This is a genomic window from Actinomadura sp. ATCC 39365 (genome assembly GCF_054392275.1).
Window position 1 is genome coordinate 6,371,235 of the sequence record NZ_CP184335.1, and the last position, 23,452, is coordinate 6,394,686.

The following is a 23,452-nucleotide window of genomic DNA, read 5'->3' on the forward strand; positions in this document are numbered from 1 at the left end:
GAGGAATCGTGGAACCACGGTCCGGATGCCCGATCAACGCCGCCGTCGAGGTGCTCGGAGATCGCTGGACGCTGCTCGTGCTGCGCGACGTCATCTTCGGCGACCGCCGCCACTTCCGGGCGCTGCTCACCGGGTCGATCGAGGGCATCGCCTCGAACATCCTGGCCGACCGCCTCGTGCGGCTCGTCGAGGCGGGGATCCTCGCCCGCGGCACCGCCGCGCGGGGGCAGCGCGCTCGCTACAGCCTCACCGAAGCCGGCATCCAGACCCTGCCGATCATCTACGCCCTCGGCAACTGGGGCCTCGACTGGCGTCCGGGCAGCGACGAGCTCCGGAGCCGGCAGCAGGCCATGCGGGACGAGGGTCCGGCGTTCATCGAGGAGCTCATGGACGAGCTGCGCGTCCGCCACCTCGACGCCCCGCCGAAGCCGCACGACGGCCCAGGCCCCTTCGAACGCCTCGACGCCGCCCGCACCGCGGCCACCCCGCAAGACCACGCCGATCAACGGTGACAAGCGGGCGACGCCTTCCCCGGCCTGCCCCTGGTGCCACGCCGAAACGGCGCCGCGGTGGACATCGACTGGCCGATTTCGCGGTGAACCTGGACAATCGCCTGTCGTGATGGGTGTCTCCGGCTTCGAGCCGACCTTTCTCGTCGGACTCGAAGCCATCCGCGGGCAACACGGGCCGGGCCTGGCCGCGCTTGCCGGTCGGCGTCTGAGCGGCTTCGCGCTCGTACGTTTCGTCGAGGACGGGGACTGGTATGCCGATTGCCCCGTCGTCCTGGACTTCGACGGCGTCCAGGTGGAGATCTGCCACTCGAAGTTCGATGAGCTGTCGATCAGCTGGAACGCCATCGACACGACGGCCTCGATCACCGGCTGGGAGGAGTACGAAGAACTCACCCCGGCGTGGTCCGGCGCCGATGAACGGCTGGAGTCGTTCGTCGGCCAGGAACTGCGCGAGGTTGCCCTGCTGGAGTGGCGGCCATCACGTCCCGACGTGGCGGACGGCACCCTCGCGGTGGAGTTCGCCTTCGATACGGGACGCTTCCACATCGCCAACGCTCTCGACGAGAACAGCATCGAGGTCGGCGACGCCCATCGAGAATGGGTGCGGCACCGGCTGGGCCGCGGCGCGCAGCCTGACTAGCCCGGTACGCCGCATCTCCCGACGCCGACCGGCCCGCACCGGGTCGGCACGACGTCCCTGCACCTGACCGACACCTCCCGCCCCGACCCGTGGGTCCCCGCGGTCAGGACCAGAGAGCTCCCCCAAGGAGTCGGAGCTGCTCCTGAAGGGCTCGGGGATCAAGGAACTGGAGAACCTCCCGCCGGACGGGCTGAGCCGCACCCGTACGAACGCCCTCGAAGGCGCCGAGCCCTCCGGACGCCGGGGCGGCCTGCCGCTCGTACTGCTGTCGCCCGGCGTCACCCGAGGACCTGGCGAGCAGGGGGTACGTGGTGGCCGGCGTCGACCACACCTACGAGAACTTCGCCACCACCTTCCCTGACGGGCGGGTCGCCACCTGCGCCGCTTGCGCGAACGTCAACGACGCCGACTTCGGCCAGAGGGTGATCAGGAGCCGGGCGATCGACATGCGCTTCGTGCTCGACCAGTTGACCGGGCCGCGGCCCGTGTGGAAGGGCAGCGCCCTGAGCGATCCGGCGCGGATCGCGATGGCGGGCCAGTCCATCGGCGGGGCCGCCGTCCCGGAGACCATGGTGCAGGATGCCCGGGTACGCGCGGGGATCAACCTGGACGGCAGCCTGTTCCTCCCGATCCCCGACAGCGGACTGGCGCGACCGTTCATGCTGATGGGCGCCCCTCGAACGACGGCACCTGGAAACGCGACTGGGAACGCCTGACCGGGTGGAAACGCCGGCTGGTGGTGAAGGGGGCGCTGCACCGCTGACGTGAACGCCTGCGCTCCGGACCGATGACCATGCACGGCAGTCGGAGCAGCCGTGTCCCGGCGCGGCCATACTGCGGTTCGTGACTCTTGAAGAGGTACGTGTCCACCACCGCACCGGGCAATGGTGCTCCGGCGTCCGGACCGGCGACGACATCGTGGCCTACGACGTCGAGATCCTTCCCCCGTGGCGGGTTCCCGGCCGTCCCACGACCGACCGCTGCTTCGTGCTCGCCGACGAGGGGGTACAGATCCGGAGGCCGGTCACCTTCGTGGACGCACTCGAAGGCGCTTGGTACGTCGACCTGGTCGAAGTGGAGGAAGCGGGGCCGAAGCGGCTGACGGTCCGCGACCTCTACGTGGACATCGTCGTGCTCCCGGCCGGCCGGCGCTACGAGATCCTGGACCTCGACGAGCTCGCCGACGCGCTGCAGAACGGCGCCATCGACGCCGCCACCACGGTCAGGGTTCTGCGCGACACCCAGCGCTTCATCGACCGGCACCTGCGCAACCTGGACCAGGATCCGCCGAGCTCGTGGCCGGACTTCCCGCCCGCGGCCGTTCTGGACCTGGCCGACCTGCCGCCCTTCGACGCCGGATGAGAGCACGTCCAGAACCGTGAGGCCGAGCCGTTCGCCGCCGGCTCCGTGGCCATCGGTGAGCTCGGTGACGTCCCCGTCGCCGTGAGCACGGTGAGCCTGAAGGACGACGAGGACACCGGCCGCCCGCTCGCGCCGCCCATGGAACCGGTCTACGGGCCGGAATCCATGGCGATCGGCCGCGTCGGCGATCGCATGGTGCTGCTCGCCGGAGAGGCGTACGGGGCCGACGTCTGGTCGCTCGGCCCGCCGTACCCGTCCTGAACGCGGCCCGGGAGAAGAGGGAAACCCCCGTCGGCGGGTCGGTGAAGCCATGGTCTAGCGTGATCGCCATGAAGGCGGCTGCTCGGTATTTGTGCTGGTTGGCGTGGGCGCAGAAGGGCCGGGTCGCCTTGGGCGCGACACTGGGCACCCTGTGGACGGTGGGCCTCACGCTCCCGCCGTACCTGCTGTCCCGGGCGATCGACGACGACCTGGCGCCCGGCTGGGTGCTGGCGCTGCTCGGCGCCGGCCTCGTCAACGCCTGGCTGGCGATGATGCGGCACCGCACGATGACCAAGATCCGGATGGACGCCAACTTCCGCACGGTGCGCGCCCTGGTGGAGGGGATCAACACGCTCGGCGCGGACCTGAACAGGCGCACCTCGGCGGGCGAGGTCGTGACGATCGGCATCGGCGACGTCATCACCATCGCCGCCGCGCTGACGGTGACCGGCCCCGGGGTGGGCGCGGTGATCAGCTACGGGGTGGTGGCGGCGCTGCTGCTGCAGGTCTCCGTGGTGCTGGCCGTGGTGGTGCTGCTCGGCGTGCCGGTGCTGGGGATCGTGCTCGGGCCGCTGCTCGGGCGGTTGATGAAGGTGCAGAACGGCTACCGCGAGAGCCAGGGCAGGCTGACCGCCCGCCTGGTGGACCTGATCGAGGGGCTGCGGGTGCTCAACGCGTTCGGCGGCAAGGCCGCCTACGCCGAGCGTCACCTCGCCGACTCGGCACGCCTGCGCGAGCAGGGGTACCGGGTGGCGTCGCTGACGAGCTGGATCGGCGCGCTGGGCGTCGGGCTGCCGGCGCTGTTCCTGGCCGCGGTGACCTGGCTGGGCGCCAGGCTGGCCGCGGACGGCAGGATCACGGTGGGCGAGCTGGTCGGCGTGTACGGATACATCGCCATGCTGGTGGTTCCGGTGTCCTTCTTCATCGAGGGCAGCTTCCAGATCAGCCACGGCCTGGTCTCCGCCCGGCAGGTCACCCGCTTCCTCGCGCTGCGGCCCGGCGACCGGCCCCGCTCCACCGGGCTGGAGATCACGCCGGGCAGCTTCGTGGGGCTGGTCAGCGCCCGCCCCGAGGAGAGCGTGGCGCTGCTGGAGGGCCTCGGCGGATTCGACGGCACGTCGTTGATCGCCGACCACGACGCCGCCCTGTTCGCCGGCACGCTCCGCGAGGTGCTGCAGGGCCGGGGCGAGGCCGACGACGAGACCATCCGCCGCGCCGTCACCGTCGCCGCCGCCCAGGACGTGGTCGCCGGGCTGCGCCACGGCCTGGACTCCGTGATCGAGCCCGGCGGCCGCAACCTTTCGGGCGGCCAGCGCCAGCGGGTGCGCCTGGCCAGGGCGCTGGTGGCCGATCCCGAGCTGCTGCTGGCGGTGGACCCCACCTCCGCGCTGGACGCGCACACCGAATCCCTGCTCGCGCAGCGCCTTCGTACGGCGCGCGCCGGCCGTACGACGGTCGTCGCCACCACGTCGCCGCTGCTGCTCGCCCAGGCCGACGAAGTCGTGCTGATCGAGGACGGCCGGGTGGCCGCGACCGGCACCCACCGCGACCTGCTGGAATCCAGCGACGAGTACCGGGCGGTGGTGTCGTGACCCGCGACCTCCCCGTCGCCGACCGCAGGCGCGTACGGCAGGCGGCCCTGCGCCTGATCCGCCGCGACGTCCCCGGGTTCACCGCCACCCTGCTCCTCAACGGCCTGGCGGCGGCCGCGGCCCTGGTCAGCCCGTGGCTGCTGGGCCGCATCATCGACACCATCTCCGCCGGCGGGGCGATCGACCTCCTCGCCGCGGTCGCCGTGGGCGGGGCGCTGCTGCAGCTCGTCCTGTCCCGATACGCCGAGCGGACCGGCACCCGCTTCAGCGAGCGCGTCCAGGAACACATCCGGCAGGAGTTCCTCGACCGCGTGCTGGCCCTGCCCGCCGCCACCGTCGAGCACATCCGCACCGGAGACCTGACCGCCCGCGGCACCACGGACGTCGGCGTGGTCGGGCGCACCCTGCGCGACGCCGCCCCGGCCGTGCTGATCTCCGCCCTGCAGGCGATCTTCCTCATCACGGCCGTCTTCGTGGTCGACCCGCTGCTGGGAGCCTGCGGTCTGGTCGCGCTCGCCGGCGTCTCCGCCGCCTCCCGCTGGTACCTGCGCCGCGCCCGCGACGCCTACCTGGAGGAGGGCGCCGCCCGCTCGGAACTGGCCGAGCACCTGGCCGCCAACGCCGCCGGCGCCCGGACCATCGAGGCCCTCGGCCTGCGGGACCGGCGCACCCGCGCCGCCGAGCGGGTGATCGAGCGCAGCCGGGTCGCCCAGCTGCGAACCCTCTTCCTGCGCGGTGTCCTCTGGCCGTCGGTCGAGGTCTCCGCCCTCCTGCCGCCGGTGCTGGTCCTGCTGCTCGGCGGCGCACTGCTGGACAGCGGCCAGGTCACCCTCGGCGCGGTCGTCTCGTGCGTGCTCTACCTGCGCCAGCTCCAGCAGCCCATCGAGACCATCCTCATGTGGATGGAACAGCTGCAGAGCAGCGGCGCCTCCTTCGCCCGGATCGAAGGGCTCGGGACCCCGGCGGCGCGGACCGGCGTGGCCGCCCCCGACCCCCAGGACGACCACATCGTGGCGGCCGGCGTGCACTTCGCCTACGAATCCACCGGCGACGTCGTCACCGGCGTGGAACTGACCGTGCGGCCCGGCGAGCGCCTGGCCGTCGTCGGCCCTTCTGGAGCAGGCAAGTCCACGCTCGGCAAGCTGCTGGCCGGCATCGACCGGCCCCGCCTCGGCACGGTCACCGTCGGCTCGGTCCCGGTCGCCGACCTGTCGCCCGCCCAGCTCCGCAAGCACGTCGTGCTGGTCACCCAGGAGCAGCACCTGTTCCTCGGCACCGTCCGCGACAACCTCCAGCTGGCCGACCCCACGGCCGACGACAACCGGATGGAGAAGGCCCTGGCGGCGGTCGGCGCCGACTGGGTCACCTCGCTGGACGACGAGCTCGGCCCGCACGCCTCCGGCGCCGAACCCGGCCCCGACCGGGTGCAGCAGCTCGCCCTGGCCCGGGTCATCCTGGCCGACCCGCACACCGTCATCCTCGACGAGGCCACCGCCATGCTCGACCCGCGTACGGCCCGGCGCGCCGAACGGTCGCTGGCGGCGGTGCTGGACGGACGCACGGTGATCGCGATCGCGCACCGGCTGCACACGGCGCGGGACGCGGATCGGGTGGTGGTGATGGAGGGCGGACGCATCGTGGAGGTCGGCGCGCACGACGAACTGCTTGCGGCCGGCGGCGTCTATCAGGAGTTGTGGAACTCCTGGCACGGCTCACGCCCTTAGCGGGTGGCCTGCCGGGCGGGACGGGTCCTCCGGGCGGAGGACCGGTCCGGCCGGCCGGCCGCCGAGCCCGGCTCATGGTCGGAGGCGGGGAATCGCCACCAGGCAGGAGTCGTCCGGACCGGCGCGTCACTAGCGTCGAGGCATGCGATCTGATCTTGGCGTCTTCCTGAGGGCGGCCGCGAACAGGCCCCTGGTGATCGGCGCTTTCGCCCCCACGTCGGAGCTGCTGGCCGCGCAGCTCGTCGAGGTGGTGCCGAAGCGCGGCGCGCCGACCGTGCTGGAGCTGGGGCCCGGGACGGGCGCGATCAGCGGGCTGATCCGGTCCCGGCTGCCGTCCCGGGCACGGTTCGTGGCGGTGGAGACCGACCGCGCGATGGTCGACCATTTGGCGCAGACCCGTCCGTGGCTGGAGGTGCTGCACATGGACGCCGCCGATCTGGGGTCACGCATCGGTGCGGGCGAGGTGGACGCCGTGGTGAGCGCGCTGCCGTGGACCCTCATCCCGGAACGGGCCCAGGAGCGCATCCTCGATGCGGTCTCGCGCGTCCTGGCGCCCGGCGGCAGCTTCACCACGATCGCCTACCTGACCGGCACGCGGTCCGGCCCGGGCAGGCGGTTCCGCGGCCGGCTGGACGCCGCCTTCGACGAGGTGCTGACGACCCGAACCGTCTGGCGCAACCTGCCGCCCGCGCGTACGTACGTCTGCCGGCGCCCGACCGTGACCGCGGCGCCGGGGCAGAAGTGACACCCCCGGCGGCCGTCACGCGTGGCTGGCCACGCGGCCCTCGCCGGCGCTCATCTCGGGCCAGAACTCCCGGTACCGGCCGGAGTGGAAGACGAGCGGCTCGCCCCCGGCCCGCTGGTAACGTTCCACCGCCCCGACGAGGATGTGGTGGTCGCCGCCGTCGTGGACGCGCTCGGTGCGGCAGACGAAGCTGGCCAGCGCCCCGGCGAGTATCGGCAGCGGCGTGCCGAGCAGCTCCACCCCGGCGAACTTGTCGGCCGCGGGGGTGGCGAAGCGCCTGGACAGGTGGCCCTGGTCGGCGGCCAGGACGTTGACGGCGAACCGCCCGGCCCGCAGAAAGAGCGGCGCGCTGGGCGCCCGGTTCGACAGGCACCACAGCAGCAGCGCCGGATCGAGCGAGACCGAGGTGAGGGAGTTGACGGTCACGCCGGCCCGCTCCCCGTCGGCGGTCACCGTCGTGATCACCGCCACCCCGGTCGCGAACTGCCCGAAGGCCTCGCGCAGCGACTCTCATGCCGTCACCCTGCCCAGATAGGTCTCGGCACGGCCGGCGTCCATGAACCACTCGGCGTAGTCGGCCGGGTCGTCGAAGCCGTTGACGAACCGGGAGGCGATCTCCGGGCGCTGACCGGCGGCGCCCAGCAGCGCCAGGTGGTGGGGCTCGGCCGGCGCGAGCAGGGCGTTGGTCCAGTTCGTGACGTGCTGGGCCTGCGCCCAGAACAGGTCGAAGGTCTGCCGCATCCAGTCGGCGTCGAACGGCTGCCCGCCGCGTTCCACGATGGCCCGCAGGTAGGTGGCGGCGCACTTGGCGGCGTTGTTGCTGCCCTGCCCGGTGATCGGGTCGTTGAGCACCACCACGTCGGCGACGCCGAGCACCGGCGCGCCGGAGGGCAGCACGGCAACCGGGCGCCGGACGGTGGGGGCGAAGCGGCCGGTCAGCACCGCGTTGGCGTCGGTGAGCTCGATCCCGGCGCAGCGCTCGGCCTCCCACGGGAAGAACGTCTCCAGGATCCGGCGGCTGCGGGCCAGGTGCTCGGCGGGGCCGCGGACGTCGCCCCAGCAGTCCATGGGGCCGTCCGGCACGCCCTCGAACACCATGATCTCGCAGGGGCCGGTGTGCGTGAGCGCGGGGAAGACGAAGTACTCGCCCACGCCGGGCAGCAGGTTGAAGCAGACCGCCGAATGACCAGGACGGGGGGCGAGGCCGTTGACGTAGGTGACGGCCAGCGCGCGCTGCGGGGTGGTGTAGGGGGAGCGGGCGGGGTCCCGTTCGAAGAGCGAGGCGATCTGGCCCTTGCCCGCGGCGACCAGGACCAGGTCGTACCGGGCCGCGTAGCTCTCCAGGTCATCGGGGGTGGCGTCGTGCAGGACGAGCTTGCCGCCGAGCCGCTCGAACTCGCCCAGCCAGGCCGGCATCTTCAGCCGCTGGTCGACCGAGCGGGCGGGGACGTCCAGCCGCGCCGCCCAGTCGAGGGCCTTGCCGCCCTCCGGGCTCGGGACCGTGAGCGCGATGCCCTCGATGGGCGGGCAGACGTCGGCCCACCAGTCGAGGCCGAGCTCGCGCTCGTGGGCCTGCGCGGTGCCGAACATGGCCTGGCCGGACATCACCCGGCCGTCGCGGATGGACTCGGGGGTGCGGTTGGAGACCACGGTCACGTCGTAGCCGTGCTGGAGCAGGCCGATGGCCAGGTGGAGACCGGCCTGGCCGGCGCCGACGATGAGGATGTCGCGCATGGTGGTGTCCTTCTGGTGGTGTGGTGTGGAGGATCTGATCGGCGCCTGACAAGAACGGTACGGGCGGCGCGTGCGCCCGTGCCATCCACTGAGCGCGGATCTCATCCGCCTGACGCGGGACCTCTGCGCAACGTCTCCGACGGCGGCTGCCCGAACCTCTCGCGGTACTGGGCGGCGAATCGTCCCTGGTGCAGGAATCCCCATCGGGCGGCCACCGTGGTCACCGTGGCCCTGGCCGGGTCGGCCGTCCTGAGCTCGTCGTGCACGCGCGTCAGCCGGACCTGCCTGAGGTGGGCCATCGGGGACAGCCCGAGATGCGCGCGGAAGCCCTCCTGGAGTGAGCGGCTGCTGACCGCGACGGCGCCGGCGATGTCCGTCGTGCTCAGCGGGAGGTGGGCGTGCCCTTCGATGAACTCCATCGCCCGGCGCACGACCTTCGGCAGCGCGGGCGGCCTGGGAGCGGTCAGTCGTTCCAGGTAGTTGGAGGGCTGCATGGTCAGCAGCAGGGTGATCAGGGCGTTCTCCAGATGGGCGATGGCCAGCGGGTGGCCGGCCAGCCCGTCGTCCCGCTCGGCCTCCCTGACCAGCAGGTCGGCCATGTCGCGCCAGGAACGGGTCCAGCCCGTCGTCAGGTCCATGCCGAGGTCGAAGACGACCGGGCCGTCGAGCGGCTCGCCGAGCATCTGCTCCAGCGAGCGTTCGATCGCCGAGCGCTCGAACTTGACCAGCAACTGCGGGCAGCCGGCGGCCCAGCGCATGTCGAGGTGGCGGGTCGGCGAGGGCAGCGAGGCCAGCAACGGGGTGGAGACGATCTCCTCGTCGCCGGCGCGGATCAGGCTGCGTCCGGCGAGCGGGATCATGACCAGGAAGAACGTGTCGAGGTCGCCCGGCTCGATGTGCACGTCGGCCCCGTAGTCGAGGTAGCTCACACGGACCGAGCCGAGCTGCACGGAGTTGAACCGGGCCGACAGCAGGTTCGCGTCCCCGGCCAGGTCCAGCCGGTGCGGGCAGAACACCTTGGCGACCTCGCCGCGGACCTCGTCGAGGTCGGAGCTGGCGAAGACGGCACGGTTGCTGAGGAGCACACCAGATGATCGGGCGTCCCGCCCTCGGCGTTCCATGTAAAAGTACGCACAAAAGATCCGGCGGCGGTGTCGGATCGCGGTGGCGGCGTTCGTAGCAGGGGTGAGACCGCCCGCAAGGGGCGGCGCCACAGGCTAAGGAAGCGCGACCATGAAGCTGACGACCATGACCCAGGTCACCGTCGACGGAGTGATGCAGGGCAACGGCGGCGCGTCGGAGGAGGACCGCAGGAACGGCTTCGAGCGCGGCGGGTGGGCCCTGGGCAGGGGTGACGACGAGACCACGACGTTCATCAACCAGACCTACGGGCGCGCCGACGCGTTCCTGTTCGGGCGGCGCACCTACGAGCTGTTCGCCGGCTCGTGGGGGTCGTTGACGGCCCGGGACGTCCCCGGCTGGGAGACCGTCCTGGGCGCGCTGAACACGCGGCCCAAGTACGTGGCGTCGGCCACGCTCGCCGATCCGGCGTGGGCGGGCACCACCGTCCTGCCCGGCGACCTCAGGACCGCCGTCAGGGCACTGAAGGCGGAGCCGGGGGGTGAGGTGCAGGTGCACGGCAGTGGCACGCTGGTCCGGTGGCTGCTGGAGAACGACCTGGTCGACGAGCTGACCCTGATCGTCGTTCCGGTGGTGCTCGGCCAGGGCGCGCGGTTGTTCCCGGACGCCGGCCCCGATCTCGCGCTCGACCTGATCGAGTCGCGGGCCGACTCCAAGGGCGTGACGATCCAGGTCTACCGGCCGGCCGGGCGCCCGCAGTACGCCACGACCTGAGTCATGCCCGCTGCCCTGGCCCCACAGGAGACGATCTGCACATGCGATACCTGATCTCAGTGATCGACCACAGGACCAACTCGGCCACCCCGGAGGAGCGCGCGGCGATCGACGTGTTCAGCGAGGGCCTCAGGACCGGGGGCCACTGGGTCTTCGCCGGCGGCCTCGCCGCGCCCGGCACGGCCACCGTCATCGACAACCGGGGCGCGGAGGTGATGGTCACCGACGGGCCCTTCCTGGAGTCCAAGGAATACCTCGCCGGCTTCTGGATCATCGAGGCCCCCGACCTCGACGTGGCCCTCCGGCTCGCCGCCGACGGGTCGAAGCACTGCAACCGCAGGGTCGAGGTGCGACCGTTCCTGTGAACGACGCCCGCGAGGCGGTCACCCGGGCCCACCGCGAGGAGTGGGCCCGGGTGGTCGCCGCCCTGACCAGGCGTTTCGGTGACCTCGACATCGCCGAGGAGGCGGCCGCCGAGGCGTTCGCGACCGCCGTCGAACGGTGGCCGGCCGACGGCGTGCCGCCCAATCCGGGCGCCTGGCTGACCACCACCGCCAACCGCAAGGCCATCGACCGGATCCGGCGCGAGAACAAGCGCGACGACAAGCACAGGAAGGCTCAGATGTCCCACGACGACCCACCCGAGCCTGCCGGCGCCATCGACGACGACCGGCTCCGGCTGATCTTCACCTGCTGTCATCCGGCGCTGGCGATGGAGGCCCGCACAGCGCTGACGCTGCGCCTGGTCGCCGGCCTGACGATGCCCGAGATCGCGCGCGCCTTCCTGGCGCAGGAGAGCGCCGTGGGGCAGCGGATCACCCGCGCGAAGGCCAAGATCAAGGCGGCGCGCATCCCTTATCGGGTGCCGTCCGCCGAAGATCTCCCGGCGCGTGTCTCCGGCGTGCTCGCCGTCCTGTTCCTGGTCTTCAACGAGGGCTACCTGGCCACCGGCCCCGGCACCGATCCCGTACGGCACGAGCTGACCGCCGAGGCGATCCGGCTCACCCGCCTGATCCGCGCCCTCCTGCCGGACGACGGCGAGGTGACCGGGCTGCTGGCGCTGATGCTGCTGATCGAGGCCCGCCGCCCCGCCCGGGTCTCGGCCGGCGGCGAACTGGTCGCGCTCGACGAGCAGGACCGTGGGGCCTGGGACGCGGCGCTGATCGCCGAGGGCCACCGGCTGGTGCGCGAGCGCCTGGCCGCGGCCGCCGCCGGGGTGGCGCCGGGCCGCTACCAGATCCTCGCGGCGATCAACGCCGTGCACACCTCCGCCCGCGACATGCGCGACACCGACTGGTCGCAGGTCCTGGCCCTCTACGACCAGCTCGTCCGCCTCGACCCCTCGCCGGTCGTCGCGCTCAACCGGGCCGTCGCGGTCGCCGAGCTCGACGGGCCGGAGGTCGCGCTGGCGGCCGTCGACCGTCTCGGGCACAGGCTGGCCGGTTACCACGCCTACCACGCCACCCGCGCCGACCTGCTGCGCCGGCTGGACCGCGATCAGGAGGCGCGCGCCGCCTACGACAAGGCCATCGAGCTGGCCGGCAACACCGCCGAGACCGCCTCTTTGACCCGCCGCCGCGACCGGCTGCGGTCGAGATGATCAGGTGGCCTTGCCGCGGGCGATGTAGAGCTTCATGTCGGTGAAGTCGAGGGTGAGGTTGTAGGGCTTGAAGAAGCAGTGGGCGAAGTGGGCGATCCCGTCGAAGCCCGTCCCGTAGGGCCAGGGCACGTTGACCGGCATGTTCGGGTCCGCCTCGCAGTAGACCCGCTCGGCGACGGCGCCGCCGAGCCGGATCTCCTCCGGATAGCAGGGGTGGGTGATGGTCGGGTGGCTGTGGGCGAACGTCTCGATCGGGCGCTCGTGGTCGGTCCGGACCCCCAGACGTTCGGCCACCTCTCCGGGCATGCCCGCGGCGACCTCGCCGACCCCGCCGAGGTTCACGCCCACCACCCGCGGGCCGGACCCCGCGATGCTGCCCAGGCTGTGCACGTTGTGGTCACGGGCCAGCCACATCGGCAGCGGCTCGGCGCCCGCCCGCGCGGCGGCGGCGCGTGCCTCCCTGGCCGTCTCGGGGGTGCGGCGGCGCAGGATCAGGTGCCGGCCCGCGTAGTCGAACGTGGTCAACAGGTGGTAGAAGAGCCACGTGCCGATCAGGCCGTCGCCGTCGGTGCCGACGTCGGCGCCCGACTCCGTCGACGACCAGCCCACGGGGACGTTGCGTATCTCGATGCCGCCCAGCCTGAAGGAGTCCAGCACCCCGTAGTGCACCCAGATGGGCGTGCCCTCGAAGTCGGTCTTCTGACTGACGACGGCCTTCAGCCCGGCCTCCTTGGCCGCCGACGCGGTCAGGCTCAGGTTCGGGGCGCCGGTGTAGAACGTGAAGCGCTTCGCCGGTCCGCCGTTGACCGAGGCCTCCACCAGCGGCCGCGGGTCCATCTGCAGGAACCGCGCCCGGCCGACGTCGCCCTTGATCTGGTACGGCTCCCCGCTGATCGCCGCGAACCACTTGGCGTAGTCCTCCGCGCCGGCCGCCTTCCAGCACGGAACGGAGAGGGCGAACTTGTCCTGCCGGATGTAGCAGTCGCCCAGGAGCTCGTTGGCCTCCTTGTCCGCGGGCGCCAGGCGGACGGCCATCTTGAGGTATTTCTCGGCTTCGGGGAACCGGTTGGACAGCAGCCCGACATGGCCGCGCCGGCGGGCCGCGTGCAGGTTCCTGGGGTCCTTCTTCAGGATCTCCTCGTACGCGCGGCCGGCCTGCTCGAACTTCCCGGCCTTGAACAGCGCGTCGGCGTCGCCGCCGTCGGCCAGCGCCGTGGCCGTCCCGTCCAGCAGCGGCGCCGTCGCGGCGGCGCCGGCCAGCACGGCGGCCCCCGGAACAGCGAACGCCGGTCCCATCTCCCGTCATCGGCCGAAGCCTTCTCCCTTTCCATGCCTCCAGTGAAGGGGGACGGCCGTTGCCGTGATGTATGCGTTTTTCGATACACCCGCGATACACGAGATCGCCGGCAGCCGTTCTTGCCACAATCGTTCGATGCGTTTGTGGACGGTGCAGCACCGGGCGGTCCTGGTCACGCTGGAGACCGACGGCGAACTGGCCGGCGACTGGGCCCGGCTGTCGATCCCGTCGTACCGGCCGGTCTACGAGGAGATGGTGGGGGAGATGGCCAGGCGTGGCCTCGACTGCCGGGGCCGTCCGCCGGTGTGGGCGTGGCCCGGCCCGGACACCCGCGACGACACGGTGGCCGTGACGGCCGAGGCCCTCCTGTGCCCGCAGACCGAGGAGGAGTACGCCCGCTACGTCGTCCTGGACCTGGACGTGCCGGACGACCTGGTCCTGCTCAGCTCGTACGGACGCTGGAACGACTTCATGGAGGCGGTCCTCCTGGGCAGCGGCCCGGCCGCCATGGACTGGACGATCGGCGAGGAGGAGGTCGCCGGTGTGCAGGCCTGCCTGCCGCACGTGCCGGCCCCTTGCGTGCTCGGCGCCCGCCCTCTGGAACCGTTCAACGGCTCCTGACCGGGGCGGGACGGCCCGCTGCCGCCGGTCAGATCACCAGGCCGCCGGAGACCCGCAGGTTCTGGCCCGTGATCCATTGGGCGTCGGGCCCGGCCAGGAAGGCGACGACGTTGGCGATGTCCTCGGGGCGTCCGAGCCGTTGCAGCGGCGTCAGGGCCACGGTGTGGGCGATGGCCTGCTCCAGATGCTCACCGGCGGCGGCGCGCATCATGTCCGTGTCGGTGGCGCCGGGGGAGACGCTGTTGACCGTGATGCCCCTGGGGCCGAACTCGCGGGCGGCGACCGCGGTGATCGACTCCAGCGCCGCCTTGCTGGCGAAGTACAGGGCCAGGCCCGGCGCCGCGCCCGTGGAGGAGATGTTGACGATCCGTCCGCCCTCGCCGAGCCTTTCCGCGGCGGCCTGCATGACGAAGAACGGCCCCTTGGTGTTGACCGCCATCACCTCGTCGAAGTCGCTCTCGACGGCGTCGCGGATGTCTCCCATCGGATTGATCGCCGCGTTGTTGACCACCACGTCCAGGCCGTCCAGGCAGCGGTCGACCTCGCCGAAGAGGTGCTTGAGGTCTTCCGTGCGCCCCTGGTCCGCCCGTACGGCGATCGCCCGCCCGCCGAAGGCCGCCACCTCGGCCACCACCGCCTCGGCCGCCGCCTGGTCGCGGTGGTAGGTGAACAGCACCGCCGCGCCCTCACGGGCCAGCCGCACCACGATCGCCCGCCCGATTCCCCGCGACCCGCCGGTCACCAGTGCGTTCTTGTTCTCCAGCGTCCCCATGTCGGCTCCCTTGCCGTCGGCCGCTCCGCTGTTCGGAGCGACTTACTGGGGAGTCGGAGCGGGGGTGCCGGTCTCGACGTCCGTGCCGAAGAAAATCACGACATGCTCGGCCGGACGGCCCCCAGCCGTGCTGGGGGCCGTCCGGCGCGGGCGAGGAGCGGGAGGTCAGACGCCGAACGCCGCCGCGTAGCGGATGACGCCGCTCGGGACCGGGCGCTCGGGGTCGAGGGCGAGCGCCATCATGTACTTGTCCTCGACCTCGAACGACGGCCGGATGCCGAACCCGGAGGCCGGGGAGAAGCCGAAGCGCGGGTAGTACTCGGCGTGACCGAGCACGACCACCAGGTTCTCGCCCTGCTCGCGGGCCGCCTGCAGGGCGGCGCGGATGGCGGCGGAACCCGCGCCCTGTCGCTGGTGTCCGGGCCGGACGGCGCACGGGCCCAAGGCGAGGGCGGGGGAGTCGCCGACGTGGCAGCGGGTGAGCAGCGCGTATCCGGCGAGCTCGCCGCCGGGTGCCTCGGCCAGCCAGGCCAGGCCGGGCAGCCACGCCTGCGGGTCGGCCCGCAGCGCCTCGACGAGGTCGGCCTCATGCGGGCCGGGGAAGGCCGAGAGGTTGATCTCGCGGACGGCGGCGGCGTCGGCGGCGTTCTCGGGACGGGTGATCCAGGAAGTGGTCATGATCGGGTTCGTCTCCTTGTCCTTCTGCGGATGCGGGACCTGGCCGGTGCTTGTGGTGGACCGAACGGACGGTCGGGGGACGTGGCCGGTCACGACTGCCGGTCCCGGAACCTGTAGGTGGCGCGCAGGTGACTGGTGATGGCCTTCTTGTGGTTGACGCGCTCGTCGCGCAGCCGGGCATCGGTACGCGAGGCCGCCCAGGCGTTCTCCCGTTGCAGCTTCCGGTAGCTGCGCAGGCGGCGTCCGGACAGCTCGCCGGACCGGATGGCGGCCTGGACCGCGCATCCCGGTTCGGTGTCGTGGGTGCAGTCGGCGAAACGGCAGGCGGCGGCGAGCTCTTCGATCTCGGCGAAGACCTGCTCCAGGCCGTCGGCGGCGTCGTGCAGGCTGATCCCGCGCAGGCCGGGCGTGTCGATGAGGATCCCGCCGCCCGGCAGGGGAAGCAGCTCGCGGCGGACGGTGGTGTGGCGGCCCTTGCCGTCCTGCGCGCGCACCGTGCCGGTGGCCAGCAGCTCCGCGCCGAGCAGCGTGTTGCCGAGGCTGGACTTGCCCGCGCCCGAGGGGCCGAGCAGCACGGTGGTGCCGCGCACCAGCCCGGCCAGCACGTCCATGTTGTGACCGGTGGCGACGCTGGTGACCAGGACGTCCACGCCGGGTGCCAGCGCCTCGGCCTCGGCGAGGACGGCCTCGGCGTCGTGGGCCAGGTCCGCCTTGGTCAGGACGATCACCGGCTGCGCCCCGCTCTCCCAGGACAGGGCGAGCAGCCGTTCCAGCTTGGCCGCGTCCAGGGGCGTGGCCAGGGACAGCGCGATGAGCACCGTGTCGACGTTGGCGGCGAGCACCTGTCCGTGGGAGGACCTGGACGCCGACGAGCGCACGATCGCGCTGTGCCGCGGCAACAGCGTCACCAGGTGCGGCTCGGCTCCGGGACGCAGCGCGGCCCAGTCGCCGGTGCAGGGCGTCAGGAGCGGGTCGGACGGGTGCGGCGCGGCGAACGTGGCCCGCGCCGGGCCCGATGCGGTGACCGCCGTGCACAGGCCGCGGTCGACCCGGGAGATCCGGGCCGGGACGAGGCCCGCTTCGTAGTGTTCGGTGAAGGTTCGGTCGAGTGCGCCGGTCCACCCGTACCGGGACAGGCCGGATGGATCGGTGTACGTGTGTGACAACGTGAGACCCTTGCGGAGAAGGGGCCCCGACGAGACGTGGACGTCACCCCGCCTGATTCATGGCAGGGAGAGGAAGTGGGTCAGACCGGGGCCCGGGACGTGAGGTTGGTCCGGGCGCTGCACGGGGCAGCGGTCTTCACCGCGGTCATCGAACCTCACCTCCCATCCACACAGATCCAGTACCGAACGAACGGCAGCCTAGCATCTCGGCCGGGCAGTGGGGCTCACTCTTCCTGGCGGAAGATGATCGCGGTGCCCGACGCGGCCTCGGCGGGCACGAAGATCTCCTGGCGGCCGGTCACGCGTACTTGGACGTCGTTGTCGCGCAGGTGCTGTCGCGTGGCGGTGATGTCGCGCACCGACACCGTGCAGGCGACGAACGCGGGCAGGGCCGCGGGCCGCTCACCGGGCAGCAGGTCGCCGAGCGTCGAGGCAGAGACGACGGTGACGTCCGCCCGGTCGAAGGTGTGCGGCCGACCGTCGCGCGCCTGCCCGAAGTAGGTGGCATAACGCCGCGTCAGCGCGGGGAGCGCCTCGTCGGCGACGCACAGCACGCATTCGGCCAGCCCGGTGGCGCCGTTGGGGTGGACGGTGTGCGGCTGGGGGCCGCCCGGTCGGGCCGGCGCGTTCTCGGCGAACCCGATCCTGCCTTCCGGCACGCGCCCGGCGGGCAGGCCGGGTGCGGAGATCTCCAGGTATCGGACCGGTTCCATCGTGGTGCCGGTGCGGGTCTCGACGGGGCGCTGCACGGCGTGCACGCCGGCATGGTCGACGCCGGCCGCGGTCAGCCCCGCGGCGATGACGTCGATGTCCGGCGTGTCGGCGATCATGATGTGCAGGCCCTGGAACCGCTGCAGGAACGACGCGATGTTCGCGGTGGTGGCGCCGATGGCGGCCAGCAGTCCAGGCAGCCTGTCGTCGGGCACCCGCAGCGGGATCGGCCGGGCCTCGCCGGGCAGGTGGCCGACGTCGTCGATCACGGCCACCAGCTCGATGAAGTTGCGCGGGAACTGCACGTGCGCGTTGGCCACGCCGAACGGCTCGGCGGCTCCTCCGGCGACCCGCGGCAGCATGGGGTAGGTGGGCGCGGCAACGGTGAAACCGAGTCGGCGGTAGGTGTCCATGGCCTGGGTCATGTCGTGCACGATGTGGCCCACGTGGTGCAGGCCGGTGATGTCGTCGCCCATGGTGAAGAGCCTCCATGCGTGCGGTCCTGGGGTGTGGTCGCCCCGATCGGACTTCGAGGAATTCTGAGAGTACACTATCTTTAGATAGTGCTCTCTCATTATTGCTTCGATAGAGTGTCCCGCATGGGAGAGGGCGGGTTGCGCGAACGCAAGAAGGCCAGGACACGGGAGACGATCCTTCGTGAGGCGTTCAGGCTCTTTCGTGAGCGGGGCTACCACGCCACCACCACCGAAATGATCGCCGAGGCCGCTGAAGTCTCTCCGGCCACCTTCTTCCGCTACTTCCCGACCAAGGAGCATCTGGTCGTCCTCGACGGCTTCCCGCCTCTCACCGAGGCGTTGGCCGCTCAGCCGCCAAGCGCCCCCGTCCCCCTGCTGCGGGGTGCGTTCCGGGCCGCCTTCGCCGCCCTGTCGCCGGAGGAGATCGCGGCCGGGCACGCCCGGGAGGTGTTCGCGGTCACCGTGCCCGAACTACTGGCCGCCAACGTGCGCAGGAGTCCCGGCTTGATCGCAGAGGTCTGCCGGCTCGTGGCCGACAAGGCCGGCTGTGCTCCTGACGACCCGCGCGTACGTGACGCGGTCGGCGCGGTCTTCGGGATCGTGGCCATGGTCTGGATGCAGTGGGCCCACGATCCCGGCCTGGACGGCCCCGCCGAAATCGACACAGCACTGGCACACCTGGAAGCCGGCCTGAACCGCACGTAGATCGGCTGCCTGCTGCGTGCGGTGGAGTCGGCGCCGGCCCGCTCGGCCGATGAGACTACGCGGGGCGCCGGCGCGGCGGCTCGAGTCGCAACTGGGTGACGATCTCGGCCGCGAGGTGGCGGGCATTGTGGCCGGCGCCGATGAGGGTGTCGGAGGCGGGGCCGGTCCAGTCGCCGTAGCCGTGCAGGTTCAGGCGGGGTTCGGCCAGGACGCGGGTGCCCTCGGTGGCGATCACGCCGCCGGAGCCGCGCAGCCGCAGCGGTGCCAGGTGGCTGAGGGCGGGACGGAAACCGGTGCCCCACACGATGGCGTCGAAGGCCGCCGCGCTGCCGTCGGACCACGTCACCCCGTCGGGAGTGATCCGGGAGAACATGGGCTCGGCCTTGAGCACACCCCGGTCACGGGCCTCGCGCACCGGCGGGACGGCGATGATGTCACCCAGGTCGGGAACGTCCCCGGGATCCTGCCCGGCCAGGACGGCCCGGTAGCGGCGGGCGGTCAGGGCGAACACGGCGCGGCCGTCCAGCTCGTCGGGCATCAGCCGGGGCGGGCGCGAGGTCGCCCAGGCGACCTCGGTGACCCACGAGAGGTCGGCGAGGATCTGCGCGGCGGAGTTGCCGCCGCCGACGACCAGCACCCGGCGACCGCGGAAGGGGGGCAGACCAAGTACGAGTGAAAGGGGCAGTGAGTCGCTGAGCCGCTGGCCAGAAGGTTTAATCGTCCGCTGATGTGACCCTCCGCGTGGGTTTGGTTGCGGTTTGGTGAACAAGACCGTTCGGCATGGTTGATCGCCGCTACGGTTTCGGCGTCTGGACGCCGGGATCGAGGCGAGGGACGGCCTTGGGATGACGTGGATCGAGCGGACCGCCTATCCGCAGTTCAAGCGGCTGACGTCGGCGCGGGTGCTGCACGTGTTCTTCACGCCTTCGCCGGAAGAGATGGACTGGGCCGAAAAACGCACCGGCAGCCCGGAGTCGTGCTTCGCGCTGGTGCTGGCGTTGAAGTGCTTCCAGAAGATGGCGCGTTTCCCGTCCACGGACGAGATCCCCGAGGTGGTGATCGACCACGTTCGGCGCTGTCTGGAGTTGGCCGAGGACGTCTGGCCGGATCACGGCTCCTCTCGTAGTGCGAAGGCGCATCGCAAGCTGGTGCGCCAGCGTCAGGGCGTGAAGTACGACGCGGGCCGGGCCCGGGCGATCGCCGCGATGGCGATCCGGAAGGCGGCCCAGGCCAAGAACAACCCGGCGGACCTGATCAACGTGGCGATCGAGGAGTTGCTCCGGCTCCGGCTGGAGCTGCTTGGGTACACGACGCTGGAGGACCTGGCCACCAGCATCCGCGCCGAGGTGAACGCCACCATCTTCGCCACGATCCTGCAGCGGATAGGCGAGGCCGGCCGGGCCCGGATGGAGGGTCTGCTCGTCGTCGGACCGGACGGCAAATCGACGTTCAACCGGCTCAAGAAGCCCGCCCAGCGGGCCACCTGGTCACGATTTCGTGACCAGGTGAGATGGTTGGATCAGGTGGACGCGCTCGGCGACACCGACGCCTGGCTGGAGGGCATCGCGCCGTCGAAGATCGCCGACTTCGCGGGTGAGGCCGACGCGCAGGACGCCGACACCTTGTCGCGCTACGACCCGGTCAAGCAGGTGGCGTTGCTGGCGTGCCTGACGCACACCGCTCGGATGCGGGCCCGCGACGACCTGGCCGAGACCTTGTACAAGCGGATGGCCTCCCATGTCAAACGGGCCAAGGCGGAGCTGGAGGAGATCCGCGCCCGGCAGCGCGCGACCAGCGAGCGGCTGATTGGCACCTACCGTCAGGTGCTGGAACGTCTCGACCCCGGCAGCGAGACCTCGGCCGCCGGACGCGAGGCGATGGCGCGGGCCGTCGAGGCGGTGACCTCGTGCGCCGGTAACGCTGGGCAGGTCCAGGCGCTCGGCGAGATGCTGTCGGCTCTCGTGGTCCAGACCCACAGCGTGCAGGCAGCGCGGACGGCAGTGGAGCAGGCTGGTGGGTTCGCCGCCCAGTTGGCGGACATCGAGGAGGTCGCCGCCTTCCACGGCGACGCGCACGAGCTGCTGGTGTACCGGTTCTTCAAGAAGGACCGGCCGGCGCTGTTCGAGCTGGCGGGCAAGCTGCGGCTGAAGGCCACCTCCAGCGACGATTCGGTGCTGGCTGCGCTGGCGCACGCCCGCGAGTATTCACCCAAGCAGCGCGACTTCATCTCGCTGCCGCCACCGGTGCAGGAGGATGAGCCGGAGTCGGGTATCGCGTTCGCCTCGGGTAACTGGCGGCGCGCAGTGACCGACCGCAGGCGGCCCGGCATGGTGGCGCGGCGGCACTTCGAGGCGATGGTGTTCTGCTACCTGGCCGAGGAACTGCGCACCGGGGACGTGGCCGTGCTCGGCTCGAACGAGTACGCCGACTGGGGCGCCCATCTGCTGCCCTGGGAGGAGTGCCAGCCGAAGCTGGCGGCGTTCTGCGAGAAGGTCGGGCTGCCCGACACCCCCGCCGGCTTCGTCGCCCGCCTCAAGGACGCCCACCTGAGCGCGGCCGCGCAGCTGGACGCCGGCTACCTCGACAACGCCGACCTGGTCATCGACGAAGGCGGGGTGCCCACCCTCAAGCGCCGCCGCGGCAAGGGCAGCGATGCCGAGGCCGAACGGCTGGCGGCCGAGATCGAGCGGCGCATGCCCGAACGCTCACTACTGTCGATCGTCGCGCGCACCGCCCACTGGCTCACCTGGTATCGCCACTTCGGCCCGGCCTCCGGCTCCGACCCCAAGATCAAGGACAAGCTGGGGCGGTACTCGCTGGCGGTGTTCACCGGCGGCATCAACATCGGCCCCTACGAGGCGGCCAAGCACATCGCCGGCGTCACCGCCCGCGAGCTGTCCATGGTCCGCAACCGGCACATCACCCTGAAGAAGCTGAACGCCGCGATCGCCGATGTGGTCAACGCCTTCGCCGAACTGGACGTGGTCAAGGCCTGGGGGACGGCAGCACGGTAGCCGCCGACGGCACCCAGGTGGACACCTACGTGGCGCTGTTCTCCCGCTTCATCCCGTGCGGGGCGTGGGAGGCGGTGCACCTGATTGAAGGGCTGCTGGCCAACACCTCCGACATCCAGCCCTCCACGGTGCACGCCGACACCCAGGGCCAGAACTTCCCGGTCTTCGCCCTGGCGACGTTGTTCGGGTTCGACCTGATGCCGCGCATCCGCAACTTCAAGGACCTGATCTTCTTCCGCGCCTCGGAGAAGATCGCCTACCCGCACATCGACCAGCTGTTCGGCGAGAGCGGCCGCAACGTCATCGACTGGAAGCTGATCGACAAGCACTGGATCGACCTGATGCAGGTGGCGATCTCCATCAGCGAGGGCCGCCTCAGCTCGGCCACGCTGATGCGGCGGCTGCGGTCCAACTCCCGCAAGAACCGCATCTACAAGGCGTTCCGCGAGGTCGGCCGCAGCGTACGCACCGTCGCCCTGCTGCGGTATCTGGCCGACCCGGCGCTACGGGCGCGGGTCACCGCGGCGACCAACAAGGTCGAGTCCTACAACGGCTTCTCCAAGTGGCTCGGCTTCGGCGGGGTGCTGGCCGACAACGACCCCGAAGAGCAGGAGAAACTGATCAAATTCAACACCCTGCTGGCCAACCTGGTCGTCTTCCACAACGCCCTGGACATCTCCGACATCGTCCGGCAGCTGGTCGCCGAAGGCCGGCAGATCACCGCCGACCAGCTCGGCCAGATCGCGCCTTACCTGCGCTCCCACATCAGCCGCTTCGGCGCCTACGCCACCGATGACCTGCACCGCCGACCCGACCCGTTCGACCCACTGCTGAAGGAGGTCGACTTCACAAACGTCGACCTGGCCGCCTGATCGCCCGGCCAGCTCACCGGTCCCACAGGTGCCGGCCGAGTCGGCCACACTCAAATGCCACTGGGCGGATTGCTGATCGTCCGCAGTGATGTCGCTGAATCCGAGGCTGCTCCCGTGAAGCGGCGGTTGGCGCTGGCGCGTGGGATTCCATCACGATAGGACCTTGAATGTCGAAAGACGTCGATCCCACCCCGTTGGCTGGAGTCGGTGGCCGCCGGGGCGGCAGCCTGTCGCCCATGATTGCTCGTGACATCGACCGGATCGACCACTCCGTCCTTTACACCACCGACATGGACGCCACCGCGGCGGCCTACGAGGCGCTGGGCTTCACGCTCAGCCCGCTGTCCATGCACATGGGCTCCGACCGCCCCGGCGGCGAGCGAAGGCCGATGGGTGCCGGCAACCGGTGCGCCGTGTTCGGCCGGACCTACCTGGAATTGCTCGGCCTGTACGGGGACGGCTCGGTCGACCCCTGGAACATCCGCCCGCTCATCGCCCAGTACGAGGGCCTGCACGGGTACTCCTTCGGCTGCACGGACATCGAAACCGCCGAAAAGCGCCTGCGAGCGGTCGGCTTGTCCTCCTCCGGTGTGCTGGCGCTGCAGCGGGATGTGGACACCCCTGACGGTGTGGAGAGCGCCCGCTTTCAGGCGGTCCACCTCGACCGGGCGCTCACACCCGAAGGGCTGATCCACGCCGCGTACCACCTTACCCCTGAACTGATCCACCAGCCGCGCTACCTGGAGCACGCTAACGGCGCCACCGGCCTGTACAGCGTGCTGCTCGTGGTGGACGAGGCCGACCTGGAGTCCACCGTCGCCCGCTACGCCCTCATCCTGGACACCGAACCGGTGACCGAGGGACCAGTGCACGTGCTGCCGCTGCCGCTGGGCCGGGTGGAGGTCGTCGCGGTGTCCGCCTTCCGCGCGATGATGCCCGGCGAGCCGGTGCCCGCATTGCCGTACATGGCCGGGCAAGCCGTGTCGGTACGTGACGTGCGGGCGGCCCGCGACCTGGTGGAGGGCAACGGGTTCACCACAAGGGACATGCCCGGCGGGTTCTTCGTCGGTGCCGCCCAGGCCCGCGGCGCCGCGCTTGCCTTCCTGGAGATGTGAC

The 23,452-nt window shown here is 71.4% G+C and carries 23 protein-coding genes and 2 pseudogenes; 16 read left to right on the forward strand and 9 right to left on the reverse strand.

Going from position 1 to position 23,452, the window contains the following annotated elements; genetic code table 11:
* Nucleotides 1-8: 8 nt before the first annotated feature.
* The 8 genes from ACNF49_RS31115 to ACNF49_RS31150 all read left to right on the forward strand — a co-directional run bounded on the left by ACNF49_RS31115 (nucleotide 9) and on the right by ACNF49_RS31150 (nucleotide 6,836).
* The gene (locus tag ACNF49_RS31115) at nucleotides 9-512 is read left to right on the forward strand and encodes a winged helix-turn-helix transcriptional regulator (RefSeq protein WP_482939772.1); all 504 of its coding nucleotides are present in this window, start codon (nucleotides 9-11) and stop codon (nucleotides 510-512) included.
* Nucleotides 513-618: 106 nt separating this feature from the next.
* On the forward strand, nucleotides 619-1,152 hold the full coding sequence (locus ACNF49_RS31120) for a hypothetical protein (RefSeq protein ID WP_482939773.1): 534 nt from the start codon (nucleotides 619-621) through the stop codon (nucleotides 1,150-1,152).
* Nucleotides 1,153-1,463: 311 nt separating this feature from the next.
* The gene (locus tag ACNF49_RS31125) at nucleotides 1,464-1,868 is read left to right on the forward strand and encodes an alpha/beta hydrolase (RefSeq protein WP_482939774.1); all 405 of its coding nucleotides are present in this window, start codon (nucleotides 1,464-1,466) and stop codon (nucleotides 1,866-1,868) included.
* A 127-nt stretch (nucleotides 1,869-1,995) separates the two neighbouring features.
* Nucleotides 1,996-2,514: a DUF402 domain-containing protein gene (locus ACNF49_RS31130; protein ID WP_357986505.1), complete on the forward strand. Its 519-nt coding sequence runs from the start codon at nucleotides 1,996-1,998 to the stop codon at nucleotides 2,512-2,514.
* A gap of 45 nt (nucleotides 2,515-2,559) precedes the next feature.
* Nucleotides 2,560-2,775: a hypothetical protein gene (locus ACNF49_RS31135; protein ID WP_482939775.1), complete on the forward strand. Its 216-nt coding sequence runs from the start codon at nucleotides 2,560-2,562 to the stop codon at nucleotides 2,773-2,775.
* Between the two features lie 158 nt (nucleotides 2,776-2,933).
* Nucleotides 2,934-4,367, forward strand: a complete 1,434-nt coding sequence (locus ACNF49_RS31140; RefSeq protein ID WP_482939776.1) for an ABC transporter transmembrane domain-containing protein — start codon at nucleotides 2,934-2,936, stop codon at nucleotides 4,365-4,367.
* Complete coding sequence (locus tag ACNF49_RS31145) at nucleotides 4,364-6,091, forward strand: ABC transporter ATP-binding protein (protein ID WP_482939777.1); 1,728 nt, start codon at nucleotides 4,364-4,366, stop codon at nucleotides 6,089-6,091. The genes ACNF49_RS31140 and ACNF49_RS31145 overlap by 4 nt, the downstream gene beginning before the upstream one ends.
* Before the next feature lie 142 nt (nucleotides 6,092-6,233).
* Complete coding sequence (locus tag ACNF49_RS31150; RefSeq protein WP_482939778.1) at nucleotides 6,234-6,836, forward strand: class I SAM-dependent methyltransferase; 603 nt, start codon at nucleotides 6,234-6,236, stop codon at nucleotides 6,834-6,836.
* A gap of 15 nt (nucleotides 6,837-6,851) precedes the next feature.
* Here ACNF49_RS31150 and ACNF49_RS31155 read toward each other — a convergent pair whose 3' ends face one another.
* The 3 genes from ACNF49_RS31155 to ACNF49_RS31165 all read right to left on the reverse strand — a co-directional run bounded on the left by ACNF49_RS31155 (nucleotide 6,852) and on the right by ACNF49_RS31165 (nucleotide 9,655).
* Nucleotides 6,852-7,340: a flavin reductase family protein gene (locus ACNF49_RS31155; protein WP_498703850.1), complete on the reverse strand. Its 489-nt coding sequence runs from the start codon at nucleotides 7,338-7,340 to the stop codon at nucleotides 6,852-6,854.
* 6 nt (nucleotides 7,341-7,346) lie between these two features.
* The gene (locus ACNF49_RS31160) at nucleotides 7,347-8,570 is read right to left on the reverse strand and encodes a styrene monooxygenase/indole monooxygenase family protein (RefSeq protein ID WP_482939780.1); all 1,224 of its coding nucleotides are present in this window, start codon (nucleotides 8,568-8,570) and stop codon (nucleotides 7,347-7,349) included.
* A 101-nt stretch (nucleotides 8,571-8,671) separates the two neighbouring features.
* The gene (locus tag ACNF49_RS31165; RefSeq protein ID WP_482939781.1) at nucleotides 8,672-9,655 is read right to left on the reverse strand and encodes an AraC family transcriptional regulator; all 984 of its coding nucleotides are present in this window, start codon (nucleotides 9,653-9,655) and stop codon (nucleotides 8,672-8,674) included.
* A gap of 148 nt (nucleotides 9,656-9,803) precedes the next feature.
* Here ACNF49_RS31165 and ACNF49_RS31170 point away from each other — a divergent pair, with 148 nt between their 5' ends.
* Genes ACNF49_RS31170 through ACNF49_RS31180 form a run of 3 tightly spaced genes read left to right on the forward strand, consistent with a single transcriptional unit; the run spans nucleotide 9,804 to nucleotide 12,024 of the window.
* Entirely contained in the window at nucleotides 9,804-10,424 is a 621-nt protein-coding gene (locus tag ACNF49_RS31170) for a dihydrofolate reductase family protein (RefSeq protein ID WP_482939782.1), read from the forward strand.
* Nucleotides 10,425-10,465: 41 nt separating this feature from the next.
* Nucleotides 10,466-10,789 carry a YciI family protein gene (locus tag ACNF49_RS31175; protein WP_357986478.1) on the forward strand — a complete coding sequence of 108 codons (324 nt, stop codon included), beginning with the start codon at nucleotides 10,466-10,468 and terminating at the stop codon, nucleotides 10,787-10,789.
* Nucleotides 10,786-12,024 (forward strand): RNA polymerase sigma factor, encoded by a 1,239-nt coding sequence (locus ACNF49_RS31180; RefSeq protein ID WP_482939783.1) that lies wholly within the window; start codon nucleotides 10,786-10,788, stop codon nucleotides 12,022-12,024. The genes ACNF49_RS31175 and ACNF49_RS31180 overlap by 4 nt, the downstream gene beginning before the upstream one ends.
* On the opposite strand, the gene ACNF49_RS31185 is transcribed toward ACNF49_RS31180, so the two are convergent.
* Nucleotides 12,025-13,320, reverse strand: coding sequence for a tetratricopeptide repeat protein (locus tag ACNF49_RS31185; protein ID WP_482939784.1), 1,296 nt, complete (start codon nucleotides 13,318-13,320; stop codon nucleotides 12,025-12,027).
* A gap of 136 nt (nucleotides 13,321-13,456) precedes the next feature.
* On the opposite strand from ACNF49_RS31185, the gene ACNF49_RS31190 reads away from it, so the two are divergent.
* On the forward strand, nucleotides 13,457-13,942 hold the full coding sequence (locus tag ACNF49_RS31190; protein WP_482939785.1) for a hypothetical protein: 486 nt from the start codon (nucleotides 13,457-13,459) through the stop codon (nucleotides 13,940-13,942).
* Nucleotides 13,943-13,970: 28 nt separating this feature from the next.
* Here the strand turns inward: ACNF49_RS31190 and ACNF49_RS31195 are convergent, their stop codons facing one another.
* The 4 genes from ACNF49_RS31195 to ACNF49_RS31210 form a co-directional block, all read right to left on the reverse strand.
* The gene (locus ACNF49_RS31195; RefSeq protein WP_357986466.1) at nucleotides 13,971-14,714 is read right to left on the reverse strand and encodes an SDR family NAD(P)-dependent oxidoreductase; all 744 of its coding nucleotides are present in this window, start codon (nucleotides 14,712-14,714) and stop codon (nucleotides 13,971-13,973) included.
* Nucleotides 14,715-14,879: 165 nt separating this feature from the next.
* Nucleotides 14,880-15,392 carry a GNAT family N-acetyltransferase gene (locus tag ACNF49_RS31200; protein WP_357986463.1) on the reverse strand — a complete coding sequence of 171 codons (513 nt, stop codon included), beginning with the start codon at nucleotides 15,390-15,392 and terminating at the stop codon, nucleotides 14,880-14,882.
* A gap of 89 nt (nucleotides 15,393-15,481) precedes the next feature.
* Nucleotides 15,482-16,558, reverse strand: a complete 1,077-nt coding sequence (gene rsgA, locus ACNF49_RS31205; RefSeq protein ID WP_482939786.1) for a ribosome small subunit-dependent GTPase A — start codon at nucleotides 16,556-16,558, stop codon at nucleotides 15,482-15,484.
* A gap of 224 nt (nucleotides 16,559-16,782) precedes the next feature.
* On the reverse strand, nucleotides 16,783-17,745 hold the full coding sequence (locus ACNF49_RS31210) for a VOC family protein (RefSeq protein ID WP_482939787.1): 963 nt from the start codon (nucleotides 17,743-17,745) through the stop codon (nucleotides 16,783-16,785).
* A gap of 123 nt (nucleotides 17,746-17,868) precedes the next feature.
* Here ACNF49_RS31210 and ACNF49_RS31215 point away from each other — a divergent pair, with 123 nt between their 5' ends.
* On the forward strand, nucleotides 17,869-18,450 hold the full coding sequence (locus ACNF49_RS31215) for a TetR family transcriptional regulator (RefSeq protein WP_482939788.1): 582 nt from the start codon (nucleotides 17,869-17,871) through the stop codon (nucleotides 18,448-18,450).
* Between the two features lie 55 nt (nucleotides 18,451-18,505).
* Here the strand turns inward: ACNF49_RS31215 and ACNF49_RS31220 are convergent, their stop codons facing one another.
* On the reverse strand, nucleotides 18,506-19,087 hold the full coding sequence (locus ACNF49_RS31220; RefSeq protein ID WP_482939789.1) for a hypothetical protein: 582 nt from the start codon (nucleotides 19,085-19,087) through the stop codon (nucleotides 18,506-18,508).
* A gap of 208 nt (nucleotides 19,088-19,295) precedes the next feature.
* Here ACNF49_RS31220 and ACNF49_RS31225 point away from each other — a divergent pair.
* The 3 genes and pseudogenes from ACNF49_RS31225 to ACNF49_RS31235 all read left to right on the forward strand — a co-directional run.
* Nucleotides 19,296-20,342: pseudogene (locus ACNF49_RS31225) on the forward strand (DUF4158 domain-containing protein); the annotation flags it as partial.
* Nucleotides 20,343-20,444: 102 nt separating this feature from the next.
* Nucleotides 20,445-22,336 (forward strand): annotated as a pseudogene (locus tag ACNF49_RS31230) (Tn3 family transposase); the annotation flags it as partial.
* Between the two features lie 236 nt (nucleotides 22,337-22,572).
* Nucleotides 22,573-23,451, forward strand: a complete 879-nt coding sequence (locus ACNF49_RS31235; RefSeq protein WP_482939790.1) for a VOC family protein — start codon at nucleotides 22,573-22,575, stop codon at nucleotides 23,449-23,451.
* Nucleotide 23,452 lies beyond the last annotated feature (1 nt).

What these genes read in the sequence shown, in the direction of transcription:
- ACNF49_RS31150 (WP_482939778.1), top strand. Translation starts at nt 6,234, where the DNA reads ATGCGATCTGATCTTGGCGTCTTCCTGAGGGCGGCCGCGAACAGGCCC.
- ACNF49_RS31160 (WP_482939780.1), bottom strand. Translation starts at nt 8,570, where the DNA reads ATGCGCGACATCCTCATCGTCGGCGCCGGCCAGGCCGGTCTCCACCTG.
- ACNF49_RS31170 (WP_482939782.1), top strand. Translation starts at nt 9,804, where the DNA reads ATGAAGCTGACGACCATGACCCAGGTCACCGTCGACGGAGTGATGCAG.
- ACNF49_RS31175 (WP_357986478.1), top strand. Translation starts at nt 10,466, where the DNA reads ATGCGATACCTGATCTCAGTGATCGACCACAGGACCAACTCGGCCACC.
- ACNF49_RS31185 (WP_482939784.1), bottom strand. Translation starts at nt 13,320, where the DNA reads ATGGGACCGGCGTTCGCTGTTCCGGGGGCCGCCGTGCTGGCCGGCGCC.
- ACNF49_RS31190 (WP_482939785.1), top strand. Translation starts at nt 13,457, where the DNA reads ATGCGTTTGTGGACGGTGCAGCACCGGGCGGTCCTGGTCACGCTGGAG.
- ACNF49_RS31195 (WP_357986466.1), bottom strand. Translation starts at nt 14,714, where the DNA reads ATGGGGACGCTGGAGAACAAGAACGCACTGGTGACCGGCGGGTCGCGG.
- ACNF49_RS31200 (WP_357986463.1), bottom strand. Translation starts at nt 15,392, where the DNA reads ATGACCACTTCCTGGATCACCCGTCCCGAGAACGCCGCCGACGCCGCC.
- ACNF49_RS31210 (WP_482939787.1), bottom strand. Translation starts at nt 17,745, where the DNA reads ATGGGCGACGACATCACCGGCCTGCACCACGTGGGCCACATCGTGCAC.
- ACNF49_RS31215 (WP_482939788.1), top strand. Translation starts at nt 17,869, where the DNA reads ATGGGAGAGGGCGGGTTGCGCGAACGCAAGAAGGCCAGGACACGGGAG.
- ACNF49_RS31235 (WP_482939790.1), top strand. Translation starts at nt 22,573, where the DNA reads ATGATTGCTCGTGACATCGACCGGATCGACCACTCCGTCCTTTACACC.